The organism is Streptomyces sp. Go-475, assembly GCF_003330845.1.
Lineage (GTDB): Bacteria > Actinomycetota > Actinomycetes > Streptomycetales > Streptomycetaceae > Streptomyces.
This window is the reverse complement of sequence record NZ_CP026121.1, coordinates 5739955-5760129: the sequence shown is the minus strand read 5'-3', so window position 1 is coordinate 5760129 and position 20175 is coordinate 5739955. Positions and strand designations below refer to the sequence as shown.

Sequence of the window (20175 nt, the reverse complement as noted above, 5' to 3'; positions counted from 1 at the left end):
CCCACGTGACCATCGCGCCAGCCGATCCGGTCTCAGCCGCCGAAGAGACCGCCGAAGAAGCCGCCGGGGAAGCGCACGACGCTCCCGGTGCCGCGCTGCTGCGGACCCTGACCGAGCTGACCGCCGACCTCCCCGACGCCGACCCCGGCCGGGTCGCCGCCGCCGCGCTGCGCGGCCGGTCCGCGCAGGCGGACGAGACGGAGTTGCGCGAGCTGGCGACGGAGGCGGCCGCCGGCCTCATCTCCGAGGACCCCGCCTACTCCCGGCTGGCCGCCCGGCTGCTGACCATCGGCATCCGCGAGGAGGCCGCTTCGCAGGGCGTCACGTCCTTCACCGAGTCCGTCGCGGTCGGCCACCGCGAGGGCCTCGTCGCCGACCGCACGGCCGAGTTCGTCCGGCTGCACGCGGCCCGCCTCGACGCGCTGATCGACACGGCCGCCGACGACCGCTTCGGCTACTTCGGCCTGCGCACGCTGCACAGCCGCTACCTGCTCCGGCACCCGATCACCCGCAAGGTGATCGAGACGCCCCAGCACTTCCTGCTGCGCGTGGCGAGCGGCCTCGCCGAGGACGACACCGCACGGGCCGTGGACGAAGTCGCCGCGCTCTACGGGCTCATGAGCCGCCTCGACTACCTCCCCTCCTCCCCCACGCTCTTCAACTCCGGCACCCGGCACCCCCAGATGTCGTCCTGCTACCTCCTCGACTCCCCCAAGGACGAGCTGGACTCCATCTACGACCGCTACCACCAGGTCGCCCGCCTGTCGAAGCACGCCGGCGGCATCGGCATCGCCTACTCCCGCATCCGCGCCCGGGGTTCGCTGATCCGCGGCACGAACGGGCACTCCAACGGCATCGTCCCGTTCCTGAAGACCCTGGACGCCTCGGTCGCCGCCGTGAACCAGGGCGGCCGCCGCAAGGGCGCCGCCGCCGTGTACCTGGAGACCTGGCACTCCGACATCGAGGAGTTCCTGGAGCTGCGCGACAACACCGGCGAGGACGCCCGGCGCACGCACAACCTGAACCTGGCGCACTGGGTGCCGGACGAGTTCATGCGCCGCGTGAACGCCGACGCCCAGTGGTCGCTGTTCTCCCCCGCGGACGTGCCCGAGCTGGTCGACCTGTGGGGCGAGGAGTTCGACACCGCCTACCGGGCCGCCGAGGCGAAGGGCCTCGCGAGGAAGACGCTGCCCGCGCGCGAGCTGTACGGCCGGATGATGCGCACCCTCGCGCAGACCGGCAACGGCTGGATGACCTTCAAGGACGCCGCCAACCGCACCGCCAACCAGACGGCCGAGCCGGGCCACGTCGTCCACTCCTCCAACCTCTGCACGGAGATCCTGGAGGTCACCAGCGACGGCGAGACGGCGGTCTGCAACCTGGGCTCGGTCAACCTCGGCGCGTTCGTGAGCGGCGGGGACATCGACTGGGAGCGCCTGGACGAGACCGTCCGCACGGCCGTGACGTTCCTCGACCGGGTCGTCGACATCAACTTCTACCCGACCGAGCAGGCGGGCCGCTCCAACGCCCGCTGGCGCCCGGTCGGCCTCGGCGCCATGGGCCTGCAGGACGTCTTCTTCCAGCTGCGCCTGCCCTTCGACTCGCCCGAGGCGAAGGCCCTGTCCACCCGCATCGCCGAGCGGATCATGCTCGCCGCGTACGAGGCCTCAGCGGACCTCGCCGAGCGCAACGGCCCGCTCCCGGCCTGGGAGAAGACCCGTACGGCCCGGGGCGTGCTGCACCCCGACCACTACGGCGTGGAGCTGACCTGGCCGGAGCGCTGGGCGGCCCTGCGCGAGCGGATCGCGACGACCGGCATGCGCAACTCCCTGCTCCTCGCCATCGCCCCCACGGCGACGATCGCGTCGATCGCGGGCGTGTACGAGTGCATCGAGCCGCAGGTGTCCAACCTGTTCAAGCGGGAGACGCTGTCCGGCGAGTTCCTCCAGGTCAACTCCTACCTGGTGGACGAGCTGAAGCGGCTCGGCGTGTGGGACGCCCGCACCCGGGAGGCCCTGCGCGAGGCCAACGGCTCGGTGCAGGGCTTCGCCTGGATCCCCGAGGACGTCCGCGCGCTCTACCGCACGGCCTGGGAGATCCCGCAGCGCGGCCTGATCGACATGGCGGCGGCCAGGACCCCGTTCCTGGACCAGTCCCAGTCCCTGAACCTCTTCCTGGAGACGCCGACCATCGGCAAGCTCTCCTCGATGTACGCCTACGCCTGGAAGTCCGGGCTGAAGACGACGTACTACCTGCGCTCGCGCCCGGCGACCCGCATCGCCCGCGCCGCCCAGGCCGCTGTCCCCGTGCAGGCCACCCCGGACCCCGACGCGGTCGCCTGCTCCCTGGAAAACCCCGAGTCCTGCGAGGCCTGCCAGTAATGCCCAGCAACCAGAATCTCCTCGACCCCGGCTTCGAGCTGACGCTCCGCCCCATGCGCTACCCGGACTTCTACGAGCGCTACCGGGACGCCATCAAGAACACCTGGACCGTGGAGGAGGTCGACCTCCACTCGGACGTCGCCGACCTCGCCAAGCTCTCCCCCGCCGAGCAGCACCTGATCGGCCGGCTGGTCGCGTTCTTCGCCACCGGCGACTCGATCGTCGCGAACAACCTGGTGCTGACGCTGTACAAGCACATCAACTCCCCCGAGGCGCGGCTGTACCTGAGCCGCCAGCTCTTCGAGGAGGCCGTGCACGTCCAGTTCTATCTGACGCTGCTCGACACCTACCTCCCCGACCCGGAGGACCGGGCGGCGGCCTTCGCGGCGGTGGAGAACATCCCGTCCATCCGGGAGAAGGCGGAGTTCTGCTTCAGGTGGATGGACTCGGTCGAGCAGCTCGACCGGCTGGAGTCCCAGGCCGACCGCCGCCGCTTCCTGCTCAACCTCATCTGCTTCGCCGCGTGCATCGAGGGCCTGTTCTTCTACGGCGCCTTCGCCTACGTGTACTGGTTCCGCAGCCGGGGCCTGCTGCACGGCCTGGCCACCGGCACCAACTGGGTGTTCCGCGACGAGACCATGCACATGTCGTTCGCGTTCGACGTGGTCGACACCGTCCGCAAGGAGGAGCCGGAGCTGTTCGACGACCGGCTCCGGCAGGAGGTGACGGACATGCTCCGCGAGGCCGTCGAGGCCGAGCTGCAGTTCGCGCGCGACCTGTGCGGTGACGGCCTCCCGGGCATGAACACCGAGTCGATGCGGCAGTACCTGGAGTGCGTCGCCGACCAGCGGCTCACCCGCCTCGGCTTCGCTCCGGTGTACGGCTCGGAGAACCCCTTCTCCTTCATGGAGCTCCAGGGGGTTCAGGAGCTGACCAACTTCTTCGAGCGGCGGCCCTCCGCGTACCAGGTGGCGGTGGAGGGCACCGTCGACCTGGACGAGGACTTCTGAGCCGGTTCGCTCTGCCGGGCCTCCTGGGCCTCCCGGATCTGCCGGTCGATGCGCCGGTCGCGCACGATGCCGAGCACGGACGGGAGGACCAGGAGGACCAGCGTCCCGAGTACGAAGACCATGGCGATGAGTGTCTGTGTCTGGTTCGTGTCCATGGACACCACTGTCGCGCCGAATGGTCCTTACCGTCAGTGGCAGTACTGCCGTAGACCCTCGAATTACTGCCACGGGCGGTGCACACTGGAGGCATGCTCCAGAACGTGGCCGCCGTCCTGCTCCACGGCGTGAACCCCTTCGAACTCGGCGTGGTGTGCGAGGTCTTCGGCACCGACCGCAGCGACGACGGCCTGCCGGTGTACGACTTCGCCGTCGCCTCGGCCGAGGGCCCGGCCCTGCGCATGACCTCGGGCTTCTCCCTGCGGGTCGAGCACGGCCTGGAGCGGCTGGAGACGGCCGATCTGATCGCCGTGCCGGCCGGGCACAGCTATGCGACCAGGGACTTCCCGCCGGACCTGCTGGCCGCCCTGCGGCGCGGAGTGGACCGCGGGGCCCGGGTGCTCAGCGTCTGCTCCGGCGCCTACGTGCTGGCCGCGGCCGGGCTGCTGGACGGGCGGCGCTGCGCCGTGCACTGGAAGCACGCGGAGGACCTCGCCCGGCAGTACCCGCGCGCGGTCGTCGAGCCGGACGTGCTCTACGTCGACGAGGACCCGGTGATCACCTCCGCCGGCACGGCCGCCGGCATCGACGCCTGCCTGCACCTGGTGCGCAAGGAGCAGGGCTCCGAGGTCGCCAACAAGATCGCCCGGCGGATGGTGGTGCCCCCGCACCGCGACGGCGGCCAGGCCCAGTACATCGAGCGTCCGCTGCCGCTCCCCGAGGCCGACACGATCGGCGAGCTGCTGGCCTGGCTGGAGCGGCACCTCGACGAGGAGGTCACCGTCGAGCAGCTGGCCGCCCGGGCCCACATGTCCCCGCGCACCTTCGCCCGCCGCTTCCAGCAGGAGACCGGGACGACTCCCTACCGCTGGGTCCTGCGCCAGCGCGTGCTGCTGGCCCAGCGGCTGCTGGAGGCGACGGACGAGACGATGGACGCGATCGCCGGTCGAACGGGGTTCGGCAACGCGGCCGCGCTGCGCCACCACTTCGTCCGGGCCGTGGGCACGACACCGAACGCCTACCGGCGGACCTTCAGAGGCCCCGAAGCGGCCTGACGATCACCGGTCGGTCACCTCGGCACCGGCCGCAGCAGCAGCCGGTGCGGCCGGAGCGTGATGCCGACGCGCGTGCCGTCGTTCGAGCCCGGCACCTGCTCGAAGCGGTACTTCGTGGCCAGGGCCGCCGTGATCAGCGTCAGCTGGGCCATCGAGAAGTGGTCGCTCGGGCACTTGCGGTTGCCGGTGCTGAACGGGCTCATGGCGTGCTTCGGGATGTCCTTGACCCGGTCCGGAAGCCAGCGGTCCGGGTCGAACTCCAGGTGCCGGTCGTACGACTTCGGGTCGCGCTGGATCGCGTACGGGCTGTAGATGATGTCCGCCCCGGCCGGAATGCGGTAACCGCCGAGTTCCGTGTCCCGCACCGCCCGGCGGGTCAGAATCCAGACGGCCGGGCTCAAACGCATGGACTCGACGACGACATTGTTGGTGTGCCGGAGTCCTCGGACGTCTGCAAATGCCACCGGCCGACCACCGGTGACTGCTTCCACTTCGTCGCGCACCCGGTCTGCGTGTTCAGGGTGTTCCGCGAGCATATGCAGCAGCCACATGATCGTGGAGGCCACGGTTTCGCTGCCGGGGGTGAGGATCGCGACGACCTGATCGTGGATCTCCTGTTCCCCGATGGGATCTCCATTCTCGTCCTTCGCCTCCAGCAATGCCGTCAGCAAATCGTCCGGCTTTTGACCGGATGCGCGGCGCTCGGCGACGATCTCGTCGACCAGGAGATGCAAATCGGCCAATGCCCGGTTGAATTCACGGTTGGCCGGGAGAGGCAGCCTGTACAGCGGTCCGAGGGGCACCACCATCCGCCGGTACATGCCGCGGAAGACCGTGGCGAGCGCGACGCACAGCCGCTCCGCCCGCTCGTCCATGTAGTCGCCGCGCAGCAGGCAGCGGGCCGCGATGCGCACGGCCACCCGGAAGGACTCGGAGGTGCAGTCGATGGTCTCGCCGGGTTTCCAGCGCTCGGTCAGCGCGTGCGCCTCCTCCTCCATGATCGGCCCGTAGGCGGGGATGGCGTCGAGCCGGAAGGCGGGCTGGATGGTGCGCCGCTGGCGCCGGTGGCGCGGGCCGTTCGCCGTGGCCACGCCCTCCTTGCCGAGCAGGCCCTCCAGGGACTCCCACAGCGGCCCGGCGATGATGAAGTCGTTGCTCAGCGCCAGCGCGCCGGTCAGCGCCGGGGTGGTGACGGCGTGGACCGTCTTCGGGCCGAGCTTCAGCCGGACCACCTCGCCGTGGTCGCGCAGCCGGGACATGAACGCCAGCGGGTCGCGCACCAGCTTCCAGCCGTGACCGAGGACGGGGACCCCGCCGCCCGCCCGGGGCGGCTCGCGCAGCTCCCGGACCAGGGGTGCCTCGGGCTTCACAGACTCGACGGTCATTTCTCACCTGCCGCTTCGTTGTTGACGTACGGGGGCGTGGACCGGTCGTCCCAGCTGTCGACCATGTACCGGCCGGACTCGTGGTGGAACCAGTAGACCGAACTGAACCAGTTGCGCATATTGCTCAGGCAGGCCCGAACGGTGGCGCTCAGTTCCTTTCCGCGCACGGTGCCGTCGGCCAGGTCGTCGGCGAACCGCAAGGCCTCCCGCTCGATGTCGAGGAATTCCTTGATGCATTCCTCGACGCGGCGCCTGACTTCCGCGACCGCCTGTTCCAGGGTCAGTCCCTCATGGGTGATGAGACTGATTCCCAGATTGTGCACCTCGTCGCCCGCTAATTCCTTGGGAAGCGAGCAGAGGTCGTTGTACCAGGCGGCGAATTCCTGACTCAGCAGTGCCGCCCGGCGGTATGCCGGGTTTTTCCGCACCGCCTCCGGGAGTTCGCACCCGGCGGTCGGTTCCAGCAGATCCGTCCAGATCCAGTGCGCGAAAGTGAGCCGGCGCAGACTGAGGTATTCCTCGACCGTCGGCACGATGCCGTGGGTGCGGTTGTGGAACTCGCGGTCGTAGGCGTCGATCACCGCGTGGAAGTGCCGGGCGAAGCGGAGGTTCCACGTCTCCGGCAGGAACGCGTACAGCCGCAGCACGCTGTCGGCGAACCCCGCGACCAGTGGGTCCTCGTGGTGCAGGTGCTCCTCGGGAGAATCGAGGGCCGTGTGCAGCCGGTCCCGCAGCCGCCGCCAGGCGACCGGACGGCCGTGCACGATGTCCCGGTCGTGGCGGTCGTCCCAGACGAAGAACCAGGCGCTGTAGTCGGCGATCGCCTGCATCACCTCGTCGGAGGCACCGATGTAGTACCCCGCCATGAGGTCGGTGTAGCACAGGCCGTCGGCATATTCCTCCACCTTGTCCGCGGGCATGAGCCGTTTTTCCAGGAGCCAGGCCCGGGTCTTCTCCTGGCACTTCGGCCAATACGGGTGGAGTTGCCGGGGAAACGCCGCCTCGATCACCGGTAGGGAGAGCGACGGTGGTACTGCGATCGTGGTCGGTGCCGATGTGGTGCCGTGTGACAAAGCATGCACGAACTAACCCCTCTCAGCCGCCAGTTGGCGCGGGCGCCCCTCCCTTCGTGCCGGGCGTGCGCCGTTGCATACCCCGCTCATCCCATTCAGCACTACAACTGACCGTTCTGGGAACGCATTTGCTTCATTCACTACCCCACAGTGCCGGGATCCTCCCGTTGTGTGACTGCTGGGGGATCACCAGGAGAGCAGAAGCGATCGAACGTGCGACGGACAGGCGAACGGCACAGACGAACGGCGCCTGTTCAGGGTGGGAAACCCGAACAGACGCCGTGCGCCTGGTGAGGCTGGGGTCTCAGTCGTTCGCGACCACGGGGTAGCGGGGCTCGTTCTCGGCCATCTGCCGCAGGGCGTCCTTGCGCTCGCGCTTGGAGAGCCGGTCGATGTACAGGTATCCGTACAGGTGGTCGGTCTCGTGCTGCAAACACCGAGCGAAGTATCCGGTGCCGCGCACCTTGATCGGGTTGCCCTGCTCGTCCTGCCCGGTGACCTCGGCGTAGTCGGGCCGGGCGAGCGGCGCGTACGCGGTCGGCACCGACAGGCAGCCCTCGTTGCTGTCGTCGAGCCGGCGCTTCTCGGCGGGCAGTTCGACGAGCTTGGGGTTGCAGACGACACCGGTGTGCCGCACGCCCTCGTCGTCCGGGCAGTCGTAGACGAAGACCTTCGCGTCAACGCCGATCTGGTTGGCGGCCAGGCCCACGCCCTCGGCGGTGCGCTGGCTGGCGAACATGTCCGCGACGAGCTGCTGGAGCTCCTCGCCGAAGTCGGTGACGTCCTTGCACTCCTTGTGCAGCACCGGGTTCCCGACCACCGTGATCGGCCGCGAGGTACCCCGCTCCCGCCAGGCCGCCTCGCGCTCCTCGCAGTCCTCCGTGTCGATCACGTACCCCTCGTCATCGACGGGGAGCACGCCCGCGCGCTGCTGATCGGTGTCCTGCTGAGCCATGACGTCCGTACGCCTTCCTGAAACTGACCGGGCTGAGATGCTGATACAGGTTACGCGGGTGTCGGACGCCGATTCCTGGGGGCGCGGGGAACCGCGCGACCAGCCCCGACGACCCGGCACCCGGCAACGGGGCTAACAGACCTCTTCCAGATCCCGCCAATCCCGGGAATCCGGACTGTCGGCCACCCACCCGTCCAGCAACCCCCGAACCAGCGAAGCCGGCGCGGCCAGCCCGCACTCCCGCTCGGGAACCCACAGCTGCCCGTCCGTCCGATGCCCCAGCGGCCCGGGATGCCCCGGCTCACTGTGATCGTGCGGATCCAGATGCTCCCCGTCCCCTTCGTCCGACGGCATCCGCGACTCCGAGCACATCCGGCACAGCAACCGCACCGAAGAGGACCAGTCCTCCGCGGCGAACCCGGCGTCCGCGGCCAGCTGCTCCAGCGCGTCCCGGTCCGACTCCGTCGCGGCCTCCAGCAGCACCACCCAGGTCGGCACCGGAGACGGCGCCCACAGCTCGATCTCGTCGAAGACCGGGTACGTGTGCCCGGCGGCCGTGGTCCGCTCCCCGTGCGGCACCCCGTCGTGCAGCACGACCTCGCCCCAGCGCCGCCCCGACGACGGCAGCGGGATCGACAGCACCTCGATCCGCGCGGGATCCAGCCGCCGCCCCCACACGACCTCGGCCTCCCCCTCCGGGGACAGCCGCACGGCCGCGCTGCCGAGGTCCATGCCGACGGGCTCGCCGGAGTCGTTGGCCGCGCCCGGCACCCGCAGCCCGTAGGCCTGCCAGGCGCGCCGGGCCAGCGGCCAGTCCTGCAGGGCGGTGGCGGCGATGCCGACGTTCCACCAGTCGGGCGCCCCGGTGTCCCGGTCGAGCAGCGCCACGGCCCTCAGGCCCGCCGCCCGCGCCTGCTCCCAGTCGTGCCGGAACTTGTGCAGCAGGGCGAGGTTGAACCAGGACTCGGACAGCCAGGGCTCGAGGTCGGCGGCACGTGTCAGCAGTGCGCCCGCGTCCTCGTACCGGCCGTCGCCGATGAGCGTGAACGCCCGGTCTGTGGCCTGCCGCCAGGAGGCGGAGGGCCGGTGCCGTCCCTTGCCGAAGATCCTCACGATTCCCTGCCAGTTCCGTGCGGTGGGCTGGCCGTAGCCGTGCTTCGAGCCCCCGGACACCTTCTCCTTCGCATCCAACCACGTACGGCCTCCGGGGCGCTCATTACCCATGGGTTACCCAGCCAGGGGCAGGGTCAGACTGCTCCTTGCCAGGACCCGGGCCAGTGATTCCACCACCTCCGGGGCGTACTCCCCGGCGGTGGCGAGCCGGAGTTCCTCCAGCGCCGTCAGCGGCCCGCCCGGCCCGCCTTCCCGGGACTTCTCCTCGTACGCGTTCACGGCCCGGACGATCCGGGCGGCGAGCGGCTGCTCCGCGTACGGGTCGGCCTGCCGCTCCACGACCACGGCGACGGCCTCGTCGACCCCCGTCTGCCGTACGACGGCGCCGCCGAGCAGCGCGATGCGCCGCTGCTCCGCGGCGGGCAGGCCGGCGGTGGCGCCCGCCGGCACCGGGTCGACGAGGCTGAGCTGGCCGATGTCGTGCATGAGCGCGGCGTACTCCAGCACGGTCAGCTCGGGCTCGGTCAGGCCCAGGTCCCGCCCGACGGCCTGGCTGAGCGCGGCGACGCGCCGGGCGTGCCCGGCCGGGGTGTATCCGGCGACCTCGGTGGCCCGGGCGAGGGAGGCGATGGTCTGCCGGTAGGTCGCCCGGACGGCCGCGTACCGCCGGAACGACATCTGGGCGAGCAGCAGCGGCACGGAGAAGACGGGCAGCGCCCACAACCCCACGACGGCGACCGCCAGCGCCATCACCGCCCCGGTCGCGATGACGGCGGAGCCGATGCCGTACAGGGCGCGCAGTTCGTCCCGCAGCACCGGCCCGAAGGGCCAGCCGGTGCGGGAGTGGGCCAGGGCGGCGGCGAGCACCGCGTCGCACAGGGCGGTCAGGGACAGCAGCGCGAGCAGCAGCAGCGCGTAGGCGGGGCCGCCCCAGTCGTCGAACATGCCGCGGTTGTACGGGGGCTGGAAGCACACGGCGACGAAGCCGACGGTGAGGACGCGGCGCGCCAGGTGGTCGAGCGTGGGCCCCTGGCCGCGTGCGACGTGCGGCACGCTGCCGAGCAGCGAGGCGGCCAGGACGACGGCGACGACCTGGGCGAGGCCGTGGTGGGTGGCCCGCCCGCCGGCCTCCCCGAGCAGCGCGTACGACAGGGCCGCGGCGGCGCCGAGCGGCGCGGGCTCCCTGACCTGGGCGTCGTTGCGCCGGGCGAGTTCCCCGACGGTGACGAGGACGCCGAAGGCGAGGGCGACCCGGCGTTCCTCGAGTCCGCTGTAGAGGGTGACCGCGAGGGATCCGGCGGCGAGGAGGGCGGCACAGGTGTGGACGAGGGTGAGGAGCGGGGGCTGCCGATGGCCGCTCATCGGTGTGCTCCGGGCCGGCCGGAGACGGGGGCGCCGGGCGGGGGCACGCGCGCGGGGCGGGCGCCCTGCGCGCCCCCTGTCTCCTGGGTGCTCTCGGAGTCCTGGGTGTCCTCGGAGTCCTGGGTGCCCTCGGAGTCGTCGGCGGTCACCGCGGGGCGCCACCCCGTCCGCCCCACCGCCTCGACGAGAGCGGCCACCATCACGGGATCGAACTGGCTGCCCGCGCACCGCTCCAGCTCCGCCAGGGCCACCGGGACGGGCCGGGCCCTGCTGTAGCAGCGGGTGGAGGTCATGGCGTCGAAGGCGTCCGCGACCGCCACGACCCGTGCGGACTCGGGGATCTGACGACCCACCAGCCCGTACGGGTAGCCGCTGCCGTCCAGCCGTTCGTGGTGGTGCAGCACGGCGGCCCGGGCCTCTCCGAGGAAACCGATGCCGCGCACCATCTCGTGCCCGTACTCGGGGTGCAGCTCGATCACCCGCCGCTCCTCGGGCGTCAGCGGCCCGTTCTTGCGGAGCAGCCGGGTGGGCACGCCGAGCTTGCCCACGTCGTGCAGGATGCCGGCGAAGCGGAGCACCTCGACGCGCTCGTCGTCCATGCCGAGCTCGCGGGCGATCATCATGGAGGCCTGTCCGACGCGTTCGCTGTGCCCGCGGGTGTACCCGTCCTTGATGTCGACGGCCTGGACCAGGGCCCGGATGGTCGCCTGGTGGGCGGCCCGTTCGCGGTGGTACTGGGCGAACGCCCACCACGAGACGCACATCGGCAGCAGCACGAGCAGGGCGGCCACGTGGCCGTAGGGGCTGCGCCACAGCACGGCCATCATCAGCCCGGCGAGCCCGTGCACGGCGATCGGCGCGAGGGAGCGCGCCACCAGCCCCCGCCAGGCCCGCCGCACGGGCACCCGCTCCGCCACGGCGAGGATGCCGCCGTCCAGCAGGGCGAGCACCAGGCAGAACGCCAGCACGGCCGCCCCGGCCGGGCCGAGCGCGTAGGGGACGTCGCCCGCGGCGACCGCGTCCCGGCCGCCGAGCAGCCAGTGCGTCCTGGCCGCGGCCCACACGCCGAGGACGAGCTGGGCGGCCCGCCAGATCCGCCGCAGCGTCACGGGCCGCTGCTCGACCTGGGAGAGGAGCGCGCCGGGCACCGCCACCAGGGCGGCGGCGGGCGCGGGCAGCAGGAAGGCACCGGCGAGGAGCACGGGGTAGAAGGTCCCGGCCGGATGGGAGATCCCGACGAACCGGGACCGGGCGACGCGCTCGCAGCCCGCGTACAGCGCGGCGAGCAGTGCCACCGCCCACCAGGGCGTGCGGATGCCCGGCAGGGGCAGCAGGCAGAGCAGGGCCGCGACGGCGACACAGGCGACGTACGTGCGTACCCGCGCCGGTACCGCTTCCATGAGCCCCTCCCCGGCCATGTCCGTCAGGCCCGGAGCCTAGGACGGTGGCGGGGGGCTGCGCGGGTGGATGACCCGCGGGTTAGCACGTTCGAGTGACGCGTTCGAGGATGACTACCCGCCCTCGGGCGGGGCAGTCGACAAGCGCGGGAGTCTCAGGACTCCTGCGGTGTGGCGGGCGAGGCCGTGACGTCCTGCTCGGGGACGGCCTGGCCGGAGCGGATCAGCTCGATCCGCCCCATGACCTTGGCGCGCAGGTCACCCGGCACGTCGTCATGTCCGCAGCAGCGCTTGACCAGCTTCTTCACGGCCTGTTCGAGCCCGTACTTCTCAAGACAGGGCGAGCACTCCTCGAAGTGGTGCTCGAACTTCACGCAGTCCGAGTCCGGCATCTCACGGTCGAGGAACTCGTAGAGATGATCGAGGATTTCGCTGCAATCCGTCTCGTGCGGCTCTCCGCAGCTCATGACCCCGAGCCTTTCGCTTCGTTCGACTCTCCGGCGCCGGCCGGAACCATCCCCCGCTCGCGGGCGTAGTCCTCCAGCATGCCGCGCAGCTGACGGCGGCCCCGGTGCAGCCGGGACATCACCGTACCGATGGGTGTCCCCATGATGTCGGCGATCTCCTTGTAGGCAAAGCCCTCGACGTCCGCCAGGTAGACGGCGATGCGGAACTCCTCGGGAATCGCCTGGAGCGCTTCCTTCACGTCCGAGTCGGGCAGGTGGTCGAGCGCCTGCGACTCCGCGGAGCGCAGACCGGTCGACATGTGCGACTCGGCGCGGGCGAGCTGCCAGTCCTCGATCTCCTCGGCAGCCGAGCGCTGCGGTTCGCGCTGCTTCTTGCGGTACGAGTTGATGAAGGTGTTGGTGAGGATCCGGTACAGCCACGCCTTGAGGTTGGTGCCCTCGCGGAACTGGTGGAAGGACGCGTACGCCTTGGCGTACGTCTCCTGCACCAGGTCCTCGGCGTCGGCCGGGTTGCGCGTCATGCGCAGCGCGGCCGAGTACATCTGGTCGAGGAACTCGAGCGCGTCCCGCTCGAAGCGCGCGCTGCGCTCCGCGGCCGTCTCCGCGCCCGTGCCGCCCTGGCCCTCGGGCTGCTCCGCCTGGCCGTGTTCGGTCCCTGCGTCGGTCCCAGTGACCGGACCCACCTCCTCCAGTGTTCTCGTGAGACCGAGACCGGTCTCACCCGAATCGGAGGATAGACGACGATCCGGTCCGCCCGCCGCCCGAACAGGGGCGGTCTTGCCCGCGTGCAGCACCGTCCAGTCCAGGTCGGCGCGGCTGCTGCGGGTCGAATCAAGTTCTGCCGGGCGCAGCCCGTCCACGGGGTGGTGGCGGGTGACGGGCGGGCAGATGGTCGAACCCATGCGGCGGACTCCCTCTCCTACGACGTCGGTGCTGGTCTCCAGCACGTACGTCCCGCACAACAGCGACCACCGCCCCGGCATTCCCGAAGCTTTACCCGAGTGACCCGGTCCACTCCACGACCGCGTCCGTGATGACCGCCACGGCCTCGTCCTGCGAGATCTCCGCACGTTTGGGCACGGCGAAGCCGTGGTCTCCGTACGGGACCTCCACGAGTGCGTAGGCGCCCTCGGGGAACTCCCCGGGCTTGCCGAACGGGTCGTTGCCGCCCTGGACGACCAGGGTGGGCACCCCGGCGCCCAGCAGCTCCTCGGCGCGGGACTTCTCCGGCTTGCCGGGCGGATGGAGCGGGAAGCTGAGGGCGAGCACGGCGTGGGCGCCCAGCTCGGTGGCGGTACGGCAGGCGACCCGGGCCCCGGCGCTGCGCCCGCCGGAGATCACGGGCAGTCCCGGCGCGGCCAGCGCGGGCCAGATGCCGCGCCAGCCGGTGTCCAGGGTCCTGGGCGCGGGCGCCAGCTTCTTCCCGGCCACGCGCCAGGGCTGCTCGACGCGGGCCACGGTCACGCCGTGCGCGGGCAGGACCTCGGCCAGGGCCTTCAGGTCGCGCGCCTCGATACCGCCGCCGGCGCCGTGGCTGACGGCGAGCACGAGCCGGGCCCGCTCCGCCCGGTGCCAGGTGATGCGCGCGGTTCCGGCCTCGGTCTCGACGGTCTCGGTGTTCTCCTCGGCCACGTTCGCCCCGCTGGTCACATCGGTCACATGCGTCACGTCAGAAGAGTGTGCCCTCTTCGGGCCCTTCCAGCTCCTTCAGCAGGTCCGGTCCGTTGTTGCGGACGTTGCTGACGGCCGTGGTGACGGGGTAGGCGCGCATCAGCCCGGCGGGCGGCGGGGCGAGCAGCTCGCGCAGGTCGTCGGCGTCCGTGCGGGAGGGGTCGAGCCAGGCGTCCCAACGGTCGGGCGTGAGCATCAGCGGCATCCGGGGGTGGATGTCGGCCAGCGCCCGCGGCCCCTCGGCCGGGGCGACGGCGAGCGGGCTCTGCTCGGCCTCGGTGGTGATGACGGAACAGGTCACCCACCAGGCCTGCGGGTGGTCGTCCGGCAGCGTCCGGTCCCGCCAGAACTCGTACAGCCCGGCCATCGCGAAGACCGACCCGTCCGCCGGGGTCACGAAGTACGGCTGCTTGCGGGGCCGCTTCTTCTTCCCCTCCACCTCCAGCTCGCGCTCCTGCGTGCCGGTGACCCACTCGTAATAGCCGTCGGCGGGCAGGATGCAGCGCCGGGAGGTGAAGGCACGGCGGTAGGAGGGCTTCTCGTGGACGGTCTCCGCGCGTGCGTTGATCATCCGGGCGCCGCCCTCGGGGGTCTTCGACCAGGACGGGACGAGCCCCCACTTCAGCGTGCGCAGCTGGCGAACCGGCCGCGGGTCGTCCGCGTCTTTCAGGGGGCGGTCCAGGACGGCGTACACCTCCTTGGTGGGCGCCACGTTGTAGTCGGGCTCGAGGGTCTCCTCGGGCTCCCACTTCTCGATCTCAAAGATTCCTGCGAGATCCTCTGGCCTACGACTCGCCGCATACCGTCCGCACATACGTGCCACACTGCCAGATTCCATCCGACCACAGGGAGCCATCGCCGCACATGGACAGCACCGCAACCGCCTCGCTCGCCTCCCTCTGGGACGAGGTGTCCGGCACCCAGCCCGACCCCGACCTGTGGGTGGTGATCGCGACTCTGGTCGCCGCGCTCGCCGTGGTGGTCCCGCACGGCCTGTGGCGCATCTCGCGCAACGCCATCACCATCGCCCACGAGGGCGGCCACGGACTGGTGGCCCTGCTCAGCGGCCGCACCCTCACGGGCATACGGCTGCACTCGGACACCAGCGGCCTGACCGTCAGCCGCGGCAAGCCGTACGGCATCGGCATGATCCTCACCGCGGCCTCCGGCTACACCGCCCCGCCCCTGCTGGGCCTCGGCGGCGCGGCCCTGCTCGGCGCCGGCCGGATCACGCTCCTGCTGTGGCTGGCGACGGCCCTGCTGCTGGCCATGCTCGTGATGATCCGCAACGCCTACGGCGCCCTGACGATGATCGTCACCGGCGGCCTGTTCGTCCTGGTGTCGTGGCTGGCCGGTCCCCAGGTGCAGGCGGCGTTCGCGTACGCGGTGGTGTGGTTCCTGCTGATCGGCGGGGTGCGCCCGGCGTTCGAACTCCAGGCGAAGCGGGCGCGGGGCGGGGCGGGCGACTCGGACGCGGACCAGCTGTCACGGCTGACGCACGTACCGGCGGCGCTGTGGTTCTTCCTGTTCCACGCGGTGTCGCTGTGCTCGCTGATCGGCGGCGGGCGCTGGCTGCTGGAGCTGTGACCGGGGACGGGCACCGCTGCGCCGCGCGGGCGCGACCGGCCCCGACGGCGCCCCACTCCGGCGACGGCCTGCTTATAAAGTAAAGGCATGGCCCCGAACACCGCAGACACCGCCCTCTGGCCCGCCCCGCACGCGAGCGGAGCCGTCGACGCGACGGTCCACGTGCCCGGGTCCAAGTCGGTCACCAACCGCGCCCTGGTCCTCGCCTCCCTCGCCTCGGAGCCCGGCTGGCTGCGCCGCCCCCTGCGCTCGCGCGACACCCTGCTGATGGCGGGCGCGCTGCGCGCGATGGGGATCGAGATCGAGGAGGGCGTGGGCCCCGACGGCACGGGCGAGGCCTGGCGTGTGCTCCCCACGGGCCTGCGCGGTCCGGCCACGGTCGACGTCGGCAACGCGGGCACGGTGATGCGGTTCCTGCCGCCGGTCGCCGCGCTCGCCGACGGCCCTGTCCGCTTCGACGGCGACCCCCGCTCCTACGAGCGCCCGCTGAACGGCGTCATCGACGCGCTGCGCCAGCTCGGCGCCCGGATCGACGACGACGGCCGCGGCGCGCTGCCGCTGACCGTGCACGGCGGCGGTGCCCTGGACGGCGGCCCGGTCTCGATCGACGCCTCCTCCTCGTCGCAGTTCGTGAGCGCCCTGCTGCTGTCCGGCCCGCGCTTCAACCAGGGCGTCGAGGTCCGCCACACGGGCGCCACGCTGCCCTCCCTGCCGCACATCCGCATGACCGTGGACATGCTGCGCGCGGTCGGCGCCCAGGTGGACACGCCCGAGTCGGGCGGCGAGCCGAACGTCTGGCGGGTCACGCCGGGCGCCCTGCTCGGCCGGGACCTGGTCATCGAGCCGGACCTGTCCAACGCCCAGCCTTTCCTGGCGGCGGCGCTGGTCACGGGCGGCAAGGTCGTCATCCCGGACTGGCCGGCCCGCACCACCCAGCCCGGTGACCGGCTGCGCGAGATCTTCACCGAGATGGGCGGCTCCTGCGAACTGACCGAGTACGGGCTGGTGTTCAGCGGCTCCGGCGTGGTCCACGGCATCGATGTCGACCTGAGCGAGGTCGGCGAGCTGACGCCGGGCATCGCGGCCGTCGCGGCCCTCGCCGACTCCCCCTCGACCCTGCGCGGCGTGGCCCACCTGCGCCTGCACGAGACGGACCGGCTGGCGGCGCTGACCAAGGAGATCAACGAACTCGGCGGTGACGTCACGGAGACGGCCGACGGCCTGCACATCCGCCCGCGCCGGCTGCACGGCGGGATCTTCCACACCTACGACGACCACCGCATGGCCACGGCCGGCGCGATCATCGGCCTCGCGGTGGAGGGCGTGCAGATCGAGAACGTGGCGACGACCGCCAAGACCCTGCCCGACTTCCCCGACCTGTGGACCGGGATGCTCGGGGCGTAGGACGCGGGGACCAGGTCATGCGCCGCTACGGCAAGCACACCGACGAGGACGACATCCGCACCCGCCCGGGCCGCCGGAACACCCGCCCCCGGACGAACATCCGGCCCAAGCACGAGGACGCCGCCGAGGGGCTCGTCCTCACCGTCGACCGGGGCCGGCTGACCTGCCTCGTCGAGGACCGGGTCGTCATGGCGATGAAGGCCCGTGAACTGGGCCGCAAGGCCGCGGTGGTCGGCGACCGGGTCGCCCTCGTGGGCGACATGTCCGGGAAGAAGGACACGCTGGCGAGGATCGTGCGCATCGAGGAGCGCACGTCCGTACTGCGCCGCACGGCGGACGACGACGACCCGTACGAGCGGGTGGTCGTCGCCAACGCCGACCAGCTGGCCGTCGTCACCGCCCTGGCCGACCCGGAGCCCCGCCCCCGCCTGATCGACCGCTGTCTGGTCGCCGCCTACGACGGTGGCCTGGAACCGCTGCTGGTGCTCACCAAGTCGGACCTCGCCCCGCCCGAGAAGCTGCTGGAGCTCTACGGCGACCTCGACATCCCCTACGTCGTCACCAGCCGCGCGGAACTGGAGTCCGGCGCCGCCGTCGAGCGGGTGCGCGAGCAGCTCGACGGCAAGATCACCGCGTTCGTCGGGCACTCCGGGGTCGGCAAGACGACCCTGGTCAACGCGCTGGTGCCGCAGGAGCGACGGCGTTCGACGGGGCATGTGAACGCGGTGACGGGCCGTGGCCGGCACACCACCACCTCGGCGCTGGCGCTGCCGCTGGCGGGCGGCGACGGCTGGGTCATCGACACGCCGGGCGTGCGGTCCTTCGGGCTCAACCACGTCGATCCGTCCCGGGTCATCCACGCCTTCCCGGACCTGGAGCCGGGCACCGAGGGCTGTCCGCGCGCGTGCAGTCACGACGAGCCGGACTGCGCGCTGGACGCCTGGGTCGCCGAGGGGCACGCCGACCCGGCCCGGCTGTACTCGCTGCGGCGGCTGCTGGCCACACGGGAGCGCAAGGAAGGCGACTGACCTCCGCGTTGTTTGTGATGGCGTGCGGACGGTAAGTGCATAATCGCACCAAGCCGGATGCAAGCCTGAGCAAAACGCGACGAAGCGGTCACTGAACGTGGGCTACGGGAGGACGACACATGGCGTGGCTGCTGGTCATCGTGGCCGGGTTGCTGGAGACCGGCTTCGCCGTGTGCCTGAAGTTGTCGCACGGCTTCACCCGGCTCTGGCCGACGATCGCGTTCTGCGTCTTCGCCCTCGGCAGCTTCGGTCTGCTCACCCTGGCGCTGAAGAAGCTCGACGTGGGGCCCGCCTACGCCGTGTGGACCGGCATCGGTGCGGCGGGGACGGCGATCTACGGCATGGTGTTCCTGGGTGACCTGGTGTCGACGCTGAAGATCGTGTCGATCAGCCTGGTCATCATCGGCGTGATCGGGCTGCAGTTGTCGGGCTCGGCGCACTGACGGGCCGTCAACCGGGTTGCCGGTGCAGGGCGCTGCGGACCAGGTCGGCGACGCCGCCCTCGCCGGGTGGCGCGGCCACGCAGGACAGCGCGAGCCGGACGGCGAGTTCACAGGTGCGGGCCAGGTCCGCGGTGTCGGACTTGGGTGTGCCCGGCCCGGCCAGGACCGAGACGGCCCGGTCGCGGACGAGGGCGACGAAGTCGCCGGGCGAGGGCAGGGGGCCGTCGGCCCGGCGCTGGGCCGGCACGGCGGAGGTGGACGGGACGGCCGACAGGGCCGGGAAGGGCAGCCGTTCGCTCCAGCAGCCGGTGAGCATGGCCCTGACGAGGGCGTTGTCCCGGGCCGCGGAGATGGTCCACTCGGCGGTGGCGGTGAGCCGGTCGCGCGGGTCGCTGTGCCCGGCGAGGGCGCGGTCGACCCCGGCGAGATAGCCGTCGGCTTCCCTTCTCACCAGCGCCCGGGCGAGTCCGTCCTTGCTGCCGAACTCGTTGTACAGCGTCTGCCGGGACACTCCGGCCGCCGCGGCCACGTCCACCATCCGCACAGCGGACCACGGCCGGCGCGCCAGCGCCGTGAAGGCGGCGTCCAGTAGGGATTCCCGCGCTGCAGGCATCATCGCCTCCCCTTGGGGCGAGCGGCTCTGCGCCCAGATTTGACGCGCGTGAAACCACTGTCAAGGGTTCGCGAAGGCACGCGGGGGCGCGTTTCGGCCGTGTCGCGCGGGGCGTTGGGCCTCCCCACGACCTTTCCCCGGCCACCCTCGCCCTGCCCCGGCGCCGAGTACCCCGCAGCACGTCACCCGACCACTCCCCCACCCTCACAAACCCGCGGTAGCCCCACCCCCACCTCGGCAGATAGGTTCGTCACATGCCCGACTACCTCGACGACCTGCGCTTCGCCCACGTCCTCGCCGACGCCGCGGACGCCGCGACGACGGACCGGTTCAAGGCCCTCGACCTCAAGGTCGAGACCAAACCGGACATGACCCCGGTGAGCGAAGCGGACAAGGCCGCGGAAGAACTCATCCGCGGCCAGCTCCAGCGCGCCCGCCCCCGGGACGCGATCCTCGGCGAGGAGTACGGCGTCGAGGGCACCGGCCCCCGCCGCTGGGTGATCGACCCGATCGACGGCACCAAGAACTACGTGCGCGGCGTCCCCGTCTGGGCCACCCTCATCTCCCTCATGGAGGCCGGCGAGGGCGGCTTCCAACCCGTCGTCGGCGTCGTCTCCGCCCCCGCCCTCGGCCGCCGCTGGTGGGCCGCGAAGGGCCACGGCGCGTTCTCCGGCCGCAGCCTCACCAAGGCCTCCCGGCTGCAGGTCTCCCGCGTCTCCAAGCTCTCCGACGCGTCCTTCGCGTACTCCTCGCTCAGCGGCTGGGAGGAGCAGGGCCGGCTGGACGGCTTCCTGGACCTGACCCGCGAGGTGTGGCGCACCCGCGCGTACGGCGACTTCTGGCCGTACATGATGGTCGCGGAGGGCTCCGTCGACATGTGCGCCGAGCCGGAGCTGTCCCTGTGGGACATGGCCGCCAACGCGATCATCGTCACGGAGGCCGGGGGCAGCTTCACCGGACTCGACGGCCGCCCGGGCCCGCACAGCGGCAACGCGGCCGCGTCGAACGGCCTGCTGCACGACGAGTTGCTCGGGTATCTCAACCAGCGCTACTGAACGCCCTCTTGTTGACCGTC

The 20175-nt window shown here is 71.5% G+C and carries 20 protein-coding genes; 8 read left to right on the top strand and 12 right to left on the bottom strand.

Annotated elements, in window-relative coordinates:
- The first annotated feature begins 5 nt into the window (after nt 1–5).
- The gene (locus tag C1703_RS26620) at nt 6–2381 is read left to right on the top strand and encodes a ribonucleoside-diphosphate reductase subunit alpha (RefSeq protein WP_114255218.1); all 2376 of its coding nucleotides are present in this window, start codon (nt 6–8) and stop codon (nt 2379–2381) included.
- A complete protein-coding gene (locus C1703_RS26615) occupies nt 2381–3391 on the top strand; it encodes a ribonucleotide-diphosphate reductase subunit beta (RefSeq protein WP_114255217.1) in 1011 nt (336 codons plus the stop codon). The genes C1703_RS26620 and C1703_RS26615 overlap by 1 nt, the downstream gene beginning before the upstream one ends.
- Here the strand turns inward: C1703_RS26615 and C1703_RS39370 are convergent.
- Complete coding sequence (locus tag C1703_RS39370; protein ID WP_198678278.1) at nt 3304–3546, bottom strand: hypothetical protein; 243 nt, start codon at nt 3544–3546, stop codon at nt 3304–3306. The two genes, C1703_RS26615 and C1703_RS39370, sit on opposite strands and share 88 nt — an antisense overlap.
- A gap of 93 nt (nt 3547–3639) precedes the next feature.
- Here C1703_RS39370 and C1703_RS26610 point away from each other — a divergent pair, with 93 nt between their 5' ends.
- Nucleotides 3640–4602 (top strand): helix-turn-helix domain-containing protein, encoded by a 963-nt coding sequence (locus C1703_RS26610; RefSeq protein WP_114255216.1) that lies wholly within the window; start codon nt 3640–3642, stop codon nt 4600–4602.
- Between the two features lie 14 nt (nt 4603–4616).
- Here C1703_RS26610 and C1703_RS26605 read toward each other — a convergent pair whose 3' ends face one another.
- The 10 genes from C1703_RS26605 to C1703_RS26560 all read right to left on the bottom strand — a co-directional run bounded on the left by C1703_RS26605 (nt 4617) and on the right by C1703_RS26560 (nt 14839).
- Entirely contained in the window at nt 4617–5987 is a 1371-nt protein-coding gene (locus tag C1703_RS26605; protein WP_114255215.1) for a cytochrome P450, read from the bottom strand.
- Nucleotides 5984–7069, bottom strand: a complete 1086-nt coding sequence (gene cyc1, locus C1703_RS26600) for an epi-isozizaene synthase (RefSeq protein WP_114255214.1) — start codon at nt 7067–7069, stop codon at nt 5984–5986. Before cyc1 ends, C1703_RS26605 begins: the two co-directional genes overlap by 4 nt.
- Nucleotides 7070–7364: 295 nt before the next feature.
- Nucleotides 7365–8015 (bottom strand): peptide deformylase, encoded by a 651-nt coding sequence (gene def, locus C1703_RS26595; RefSeq protein ID WP_114255213.1) that lies wholly within the window; start codon nt 8013–8015, stop codon nt 7365–7367.
- A 132-nt stretch (nt 8016–8147) separates the two neighbouring features.
- Nucleotides 8148–9128: a hypothetical protein gene (locus tag C1703_RS26590; RefSeq protein WP_010047594.1), complete on the bottom strand. Its 981-nt coding sequence runs from the start codon at nt 9126–9128 to the stop codon at nt 8148–8150.
- Between the two features lie 114 nt (nt 9129–9242).
- Nucleotides 9243–10490 (bottom strand): HD domain-containing protein, encoded by a 1248-nt coding sequence (locus C1703_RS26585; protein WP_114255212.1) that lies wholly within the window; start codon nt 10488–10490, stop codon nt 9243–9245.
- A complete protein-coding gene (locus C1703_RS26580) occupies nt 10487–11890 on the bottom strand; it encodes an HD-GYP domain-containing protein (protein ID WP_114255211.1) in 1404 nt (467 codons plus the stop codon). The genes C1703_RS26585 and C1703_RS26580 overlap by 4 nt, the downstream gene beginning before the upstream one ends.
- Nucleotides 11891–12042: 152 nt before the next feature.
- Nucleotides 12043–12354 carry a mycothiol system anti-sigma-R factor gene (rsrA, locus tag C1703_RS26575; RefSeq protein WP_037766109.1) on the bottom strand — a complete coding sequence of 104 codons (312 nt, stop codon included), beginning with the start codon at nt 12352–12354 and terminating at the stop codon, nt 12043–12045.
- Nucleotides 12351–13037 carry an RNA polymerase sigma factor SigR gene (sigR, locus tag C1703_RS26570; protein WP_031114384.1) on the bottom strand — a complete coding sequence of 229 codons (687 nt, stop codon included), beginning with the start codon at nt 13035–13037 and terminating at the stop codon, nt 12351–12353. Before sigR ends, rsrA begins: the two co-directional genes overlap by 4 nt.
- 310 nt (nt 13038–13347) lie before the next feature.
- A complete protein-coding gene (locus tag C1703_RS26565) occupies nt 13348–14013 on the bottom strand; it encodes an alpha/beta family hydrolase (protein WP_114257600.1) in 666 nt (221 codons plus the stop codon).
- A gap of 10 nt (nt 14014–14023) precedes the next feature.
- Nucleotides 14024–14839 (bottom strand): SOS response-associated peptidase, encoded by an 816-nt coding sequence (locus C1703_RS26560; protein ID WP_114255210.1) that lies wholly within the window; start codon nt 14837–14839, stop codon nt 14024–14026.
- Between the two features lie 50 nt (nt 14840–14889).
- On the opposite strand from C1703_RS26560, the gene C1703_RS26555 reads away from it, so the two are divergent.
- The 4 genes from C1703_RS26555 (at nt 14890) to C1703_RS26540 (ending at nt 18487) form a co-directional block, all read left to right on the top strand.
- On the top strand, nt 14890–15612 hold the full coding sequence (locus C1703_RS26555) for a M50 family metallopeptidase (RefSeq protein WP_114255209.1): 723 nt from the start codon (nt 14890–14892) through the stop codon (nt 15610–15612).
- 87 nt (nt 15613–15699) lie between these two features.
- Nucleotides 15700–17016 carry a 3-phosphoshikimate 1-carboxyvinyltransferase gene (aroA, locus tag C1703_RS26550; protein ID WP_114255208.1) on the top strand — a complete coding sequence of 439 codons (1317 nt, stop codon included), beginning with the start codon at nt 15700–15702 and terminating at the stop codon, nt 17014–17016.
- Nucleotides 17017–17033: 17 nt separating this feature from the next.
- A complete protein-coding gene (rsgA, locus tag C1703_RS26545) occupies nt 17034–18044 on the top strand; it encodes a ribosome small subunit-dependent GTPase A (RefSeq protein WP_114255207.1) in 1011 nt (336 codons plus the stop codon).
- A 119-nt stretch (nt 18045–18163) separates the two neighbouring features.
- Nucleotides 18164–18487, top strand: coding sequence for a multidrug efflux SMR transporter (locus tag C1703_RS26540; protein WP_086600180.1), 324 nt, complete (start codon nt 18164–18166; stop codon nt 18485–18487).
- A gap of 7 nt (nt 18488–18494) precedes the next feature.
- Here the strand turns inward: C1703_RS26540 and C1703_RS26535 are convergent, their stop codons facing one another.
- Nucleotides 18495–19103, bottom strand: coding sequence for a TetR/AcrR family transcriptional regulator (locus C1703_RS26535; RefSeq protein ID WP_198678277.1), 609 nt, complete (start codon nt 19101–19103; stop codon nt 18495–18497).
- A 251-nt stretch (nt 19104–19354) separates the two neighbouring features.
- Between C1703_RS26535 and hisN the strand changes: the two genes are divergently transcribed.
- Nucleotides 19355–20155: a histidinol-phosphatase gene (gene hisN / locus C1703_RS26530; RefSeq protein ID WP_114255206.1), complete on the top strand. Its 801-nt coding sequence runs from the start codon at nt 19355–19357 to the stop codon at nt 20153–20155.
- Nucleotides 20156–20175: the final 20 nt, after the last annotated feature.

What these genes read in the sequence shown, in the direction of transcription:
- C1703_RS26615 (WP_114255217.1), top strand. Translation starts at nt 2,381, where the DNA reads ATGCCCAGCAACCAGAATCTCCTCGACCCCGGCTTCGAGCTGACGCTC.
- C1703_RS26560 (WP_114255210.1), bottom strand. Translation starts at nt 14,839, where the DNA reads ATGTGCGGACGGTATGCGGCGAGTCGTAGGCCAGAGGATCTCGCAGGA.
- hisN (WP_114255206.1), top strand. Translation starts at nt 19,355, where the DNA reads ATGCCCGACTACCTCGACGACCTGCGCTTCGCCCACGTCCTCGCCGAC.
- C1703_RS26585 (WP_114255212.1), bottom strand. Translation starts at nt 10,490, where the DNA reads ATGAGCGGCCATCGGCAGCCCCCGCTCCTCACCCTCGTCCACACCTGT.
- rsgA (WP_114255207.1), top strand. Translation starts at nt 17,034, where the DNA reads ATGCGCCGCTACGGCAAGCACACCGACGAGGACGACATCCGCACCCGC.
- C1703_RS26540 (WP_086600180.1), top strand. Translation starts at nt 18,164, where the DNA reads ATGGCGTGGCTGCTGGTCATCGTGGCCGGGTTGCTGGAGACCGGCTTC.
- C1703_RS26580 (WP_114255211.1), bottom strand. Translation starts at nt 11,890, where the DNA reads ATGGAAGCGGTACCGGCGCGGGTACGCACGTACGTCGCCTGTGTCGCC.
- def (WP_114255213.1), bottom strand. Translation starts at nt 8,015, where the DNA reads ATGGCTCAGCAGGACACCGATCAGCAGCGCGCGGGCGTGCTCCCCGTC.
- C1703_RS26605 (WP_114255215.1), bottom strand. Translation starts at nt 5,987, where the DNA reads ATGACCGTCGAGTCTGTGAAGCCCGAGGCACCCCTGGTCCGGGAGCTG.
- C1703_RS26535 (WP_198678277.1), bottom strand. Translation starts at nt 19,103, where the DNA reads ATGATGCCTGCAGCGCGGGAATCCCTACTGGACGCCGCCTTCACGGCG.
- C1703_RS26610 (WP_114255216.1), top strand. Translation starts at nt 3,640, where the DNA reads ATGCTCCAGAACGTGGCCGCCGTCCTGCTCCACGGCGTGAACCCCTTC.
- aroA (WP_114255208.1), top strand. Translation starts at nt 15,700, where the DNA reads ATGGCCCCGAACACCGCAGACACCGCCCTCTGGCCCGCCCCGCACGCG.
- C1703_RS39370 (WP_198678278.1), bottom strand. Translation starts at nt 3,546, where the DNA reads ATGGACACGAACCAGACACAGACACTCATCGCCATGGTCTTCGTACTC.
- C1703_RS26555 (WP_114255209.1), top strand. Translation starts at nt 14,890, where the DNA reads ATGGACAGCACCGCAACCGCCTCGCTCGCCTCCCTCTGGGACGAGGTG.
- rsrA (WP_037766109.1), bottom strand. Translation starts at nt 12,354, where the DNA reads ATGAGCTGCGGAGAGCCGCACGAGACGGATTGCAGCGAAATCCTCGAT.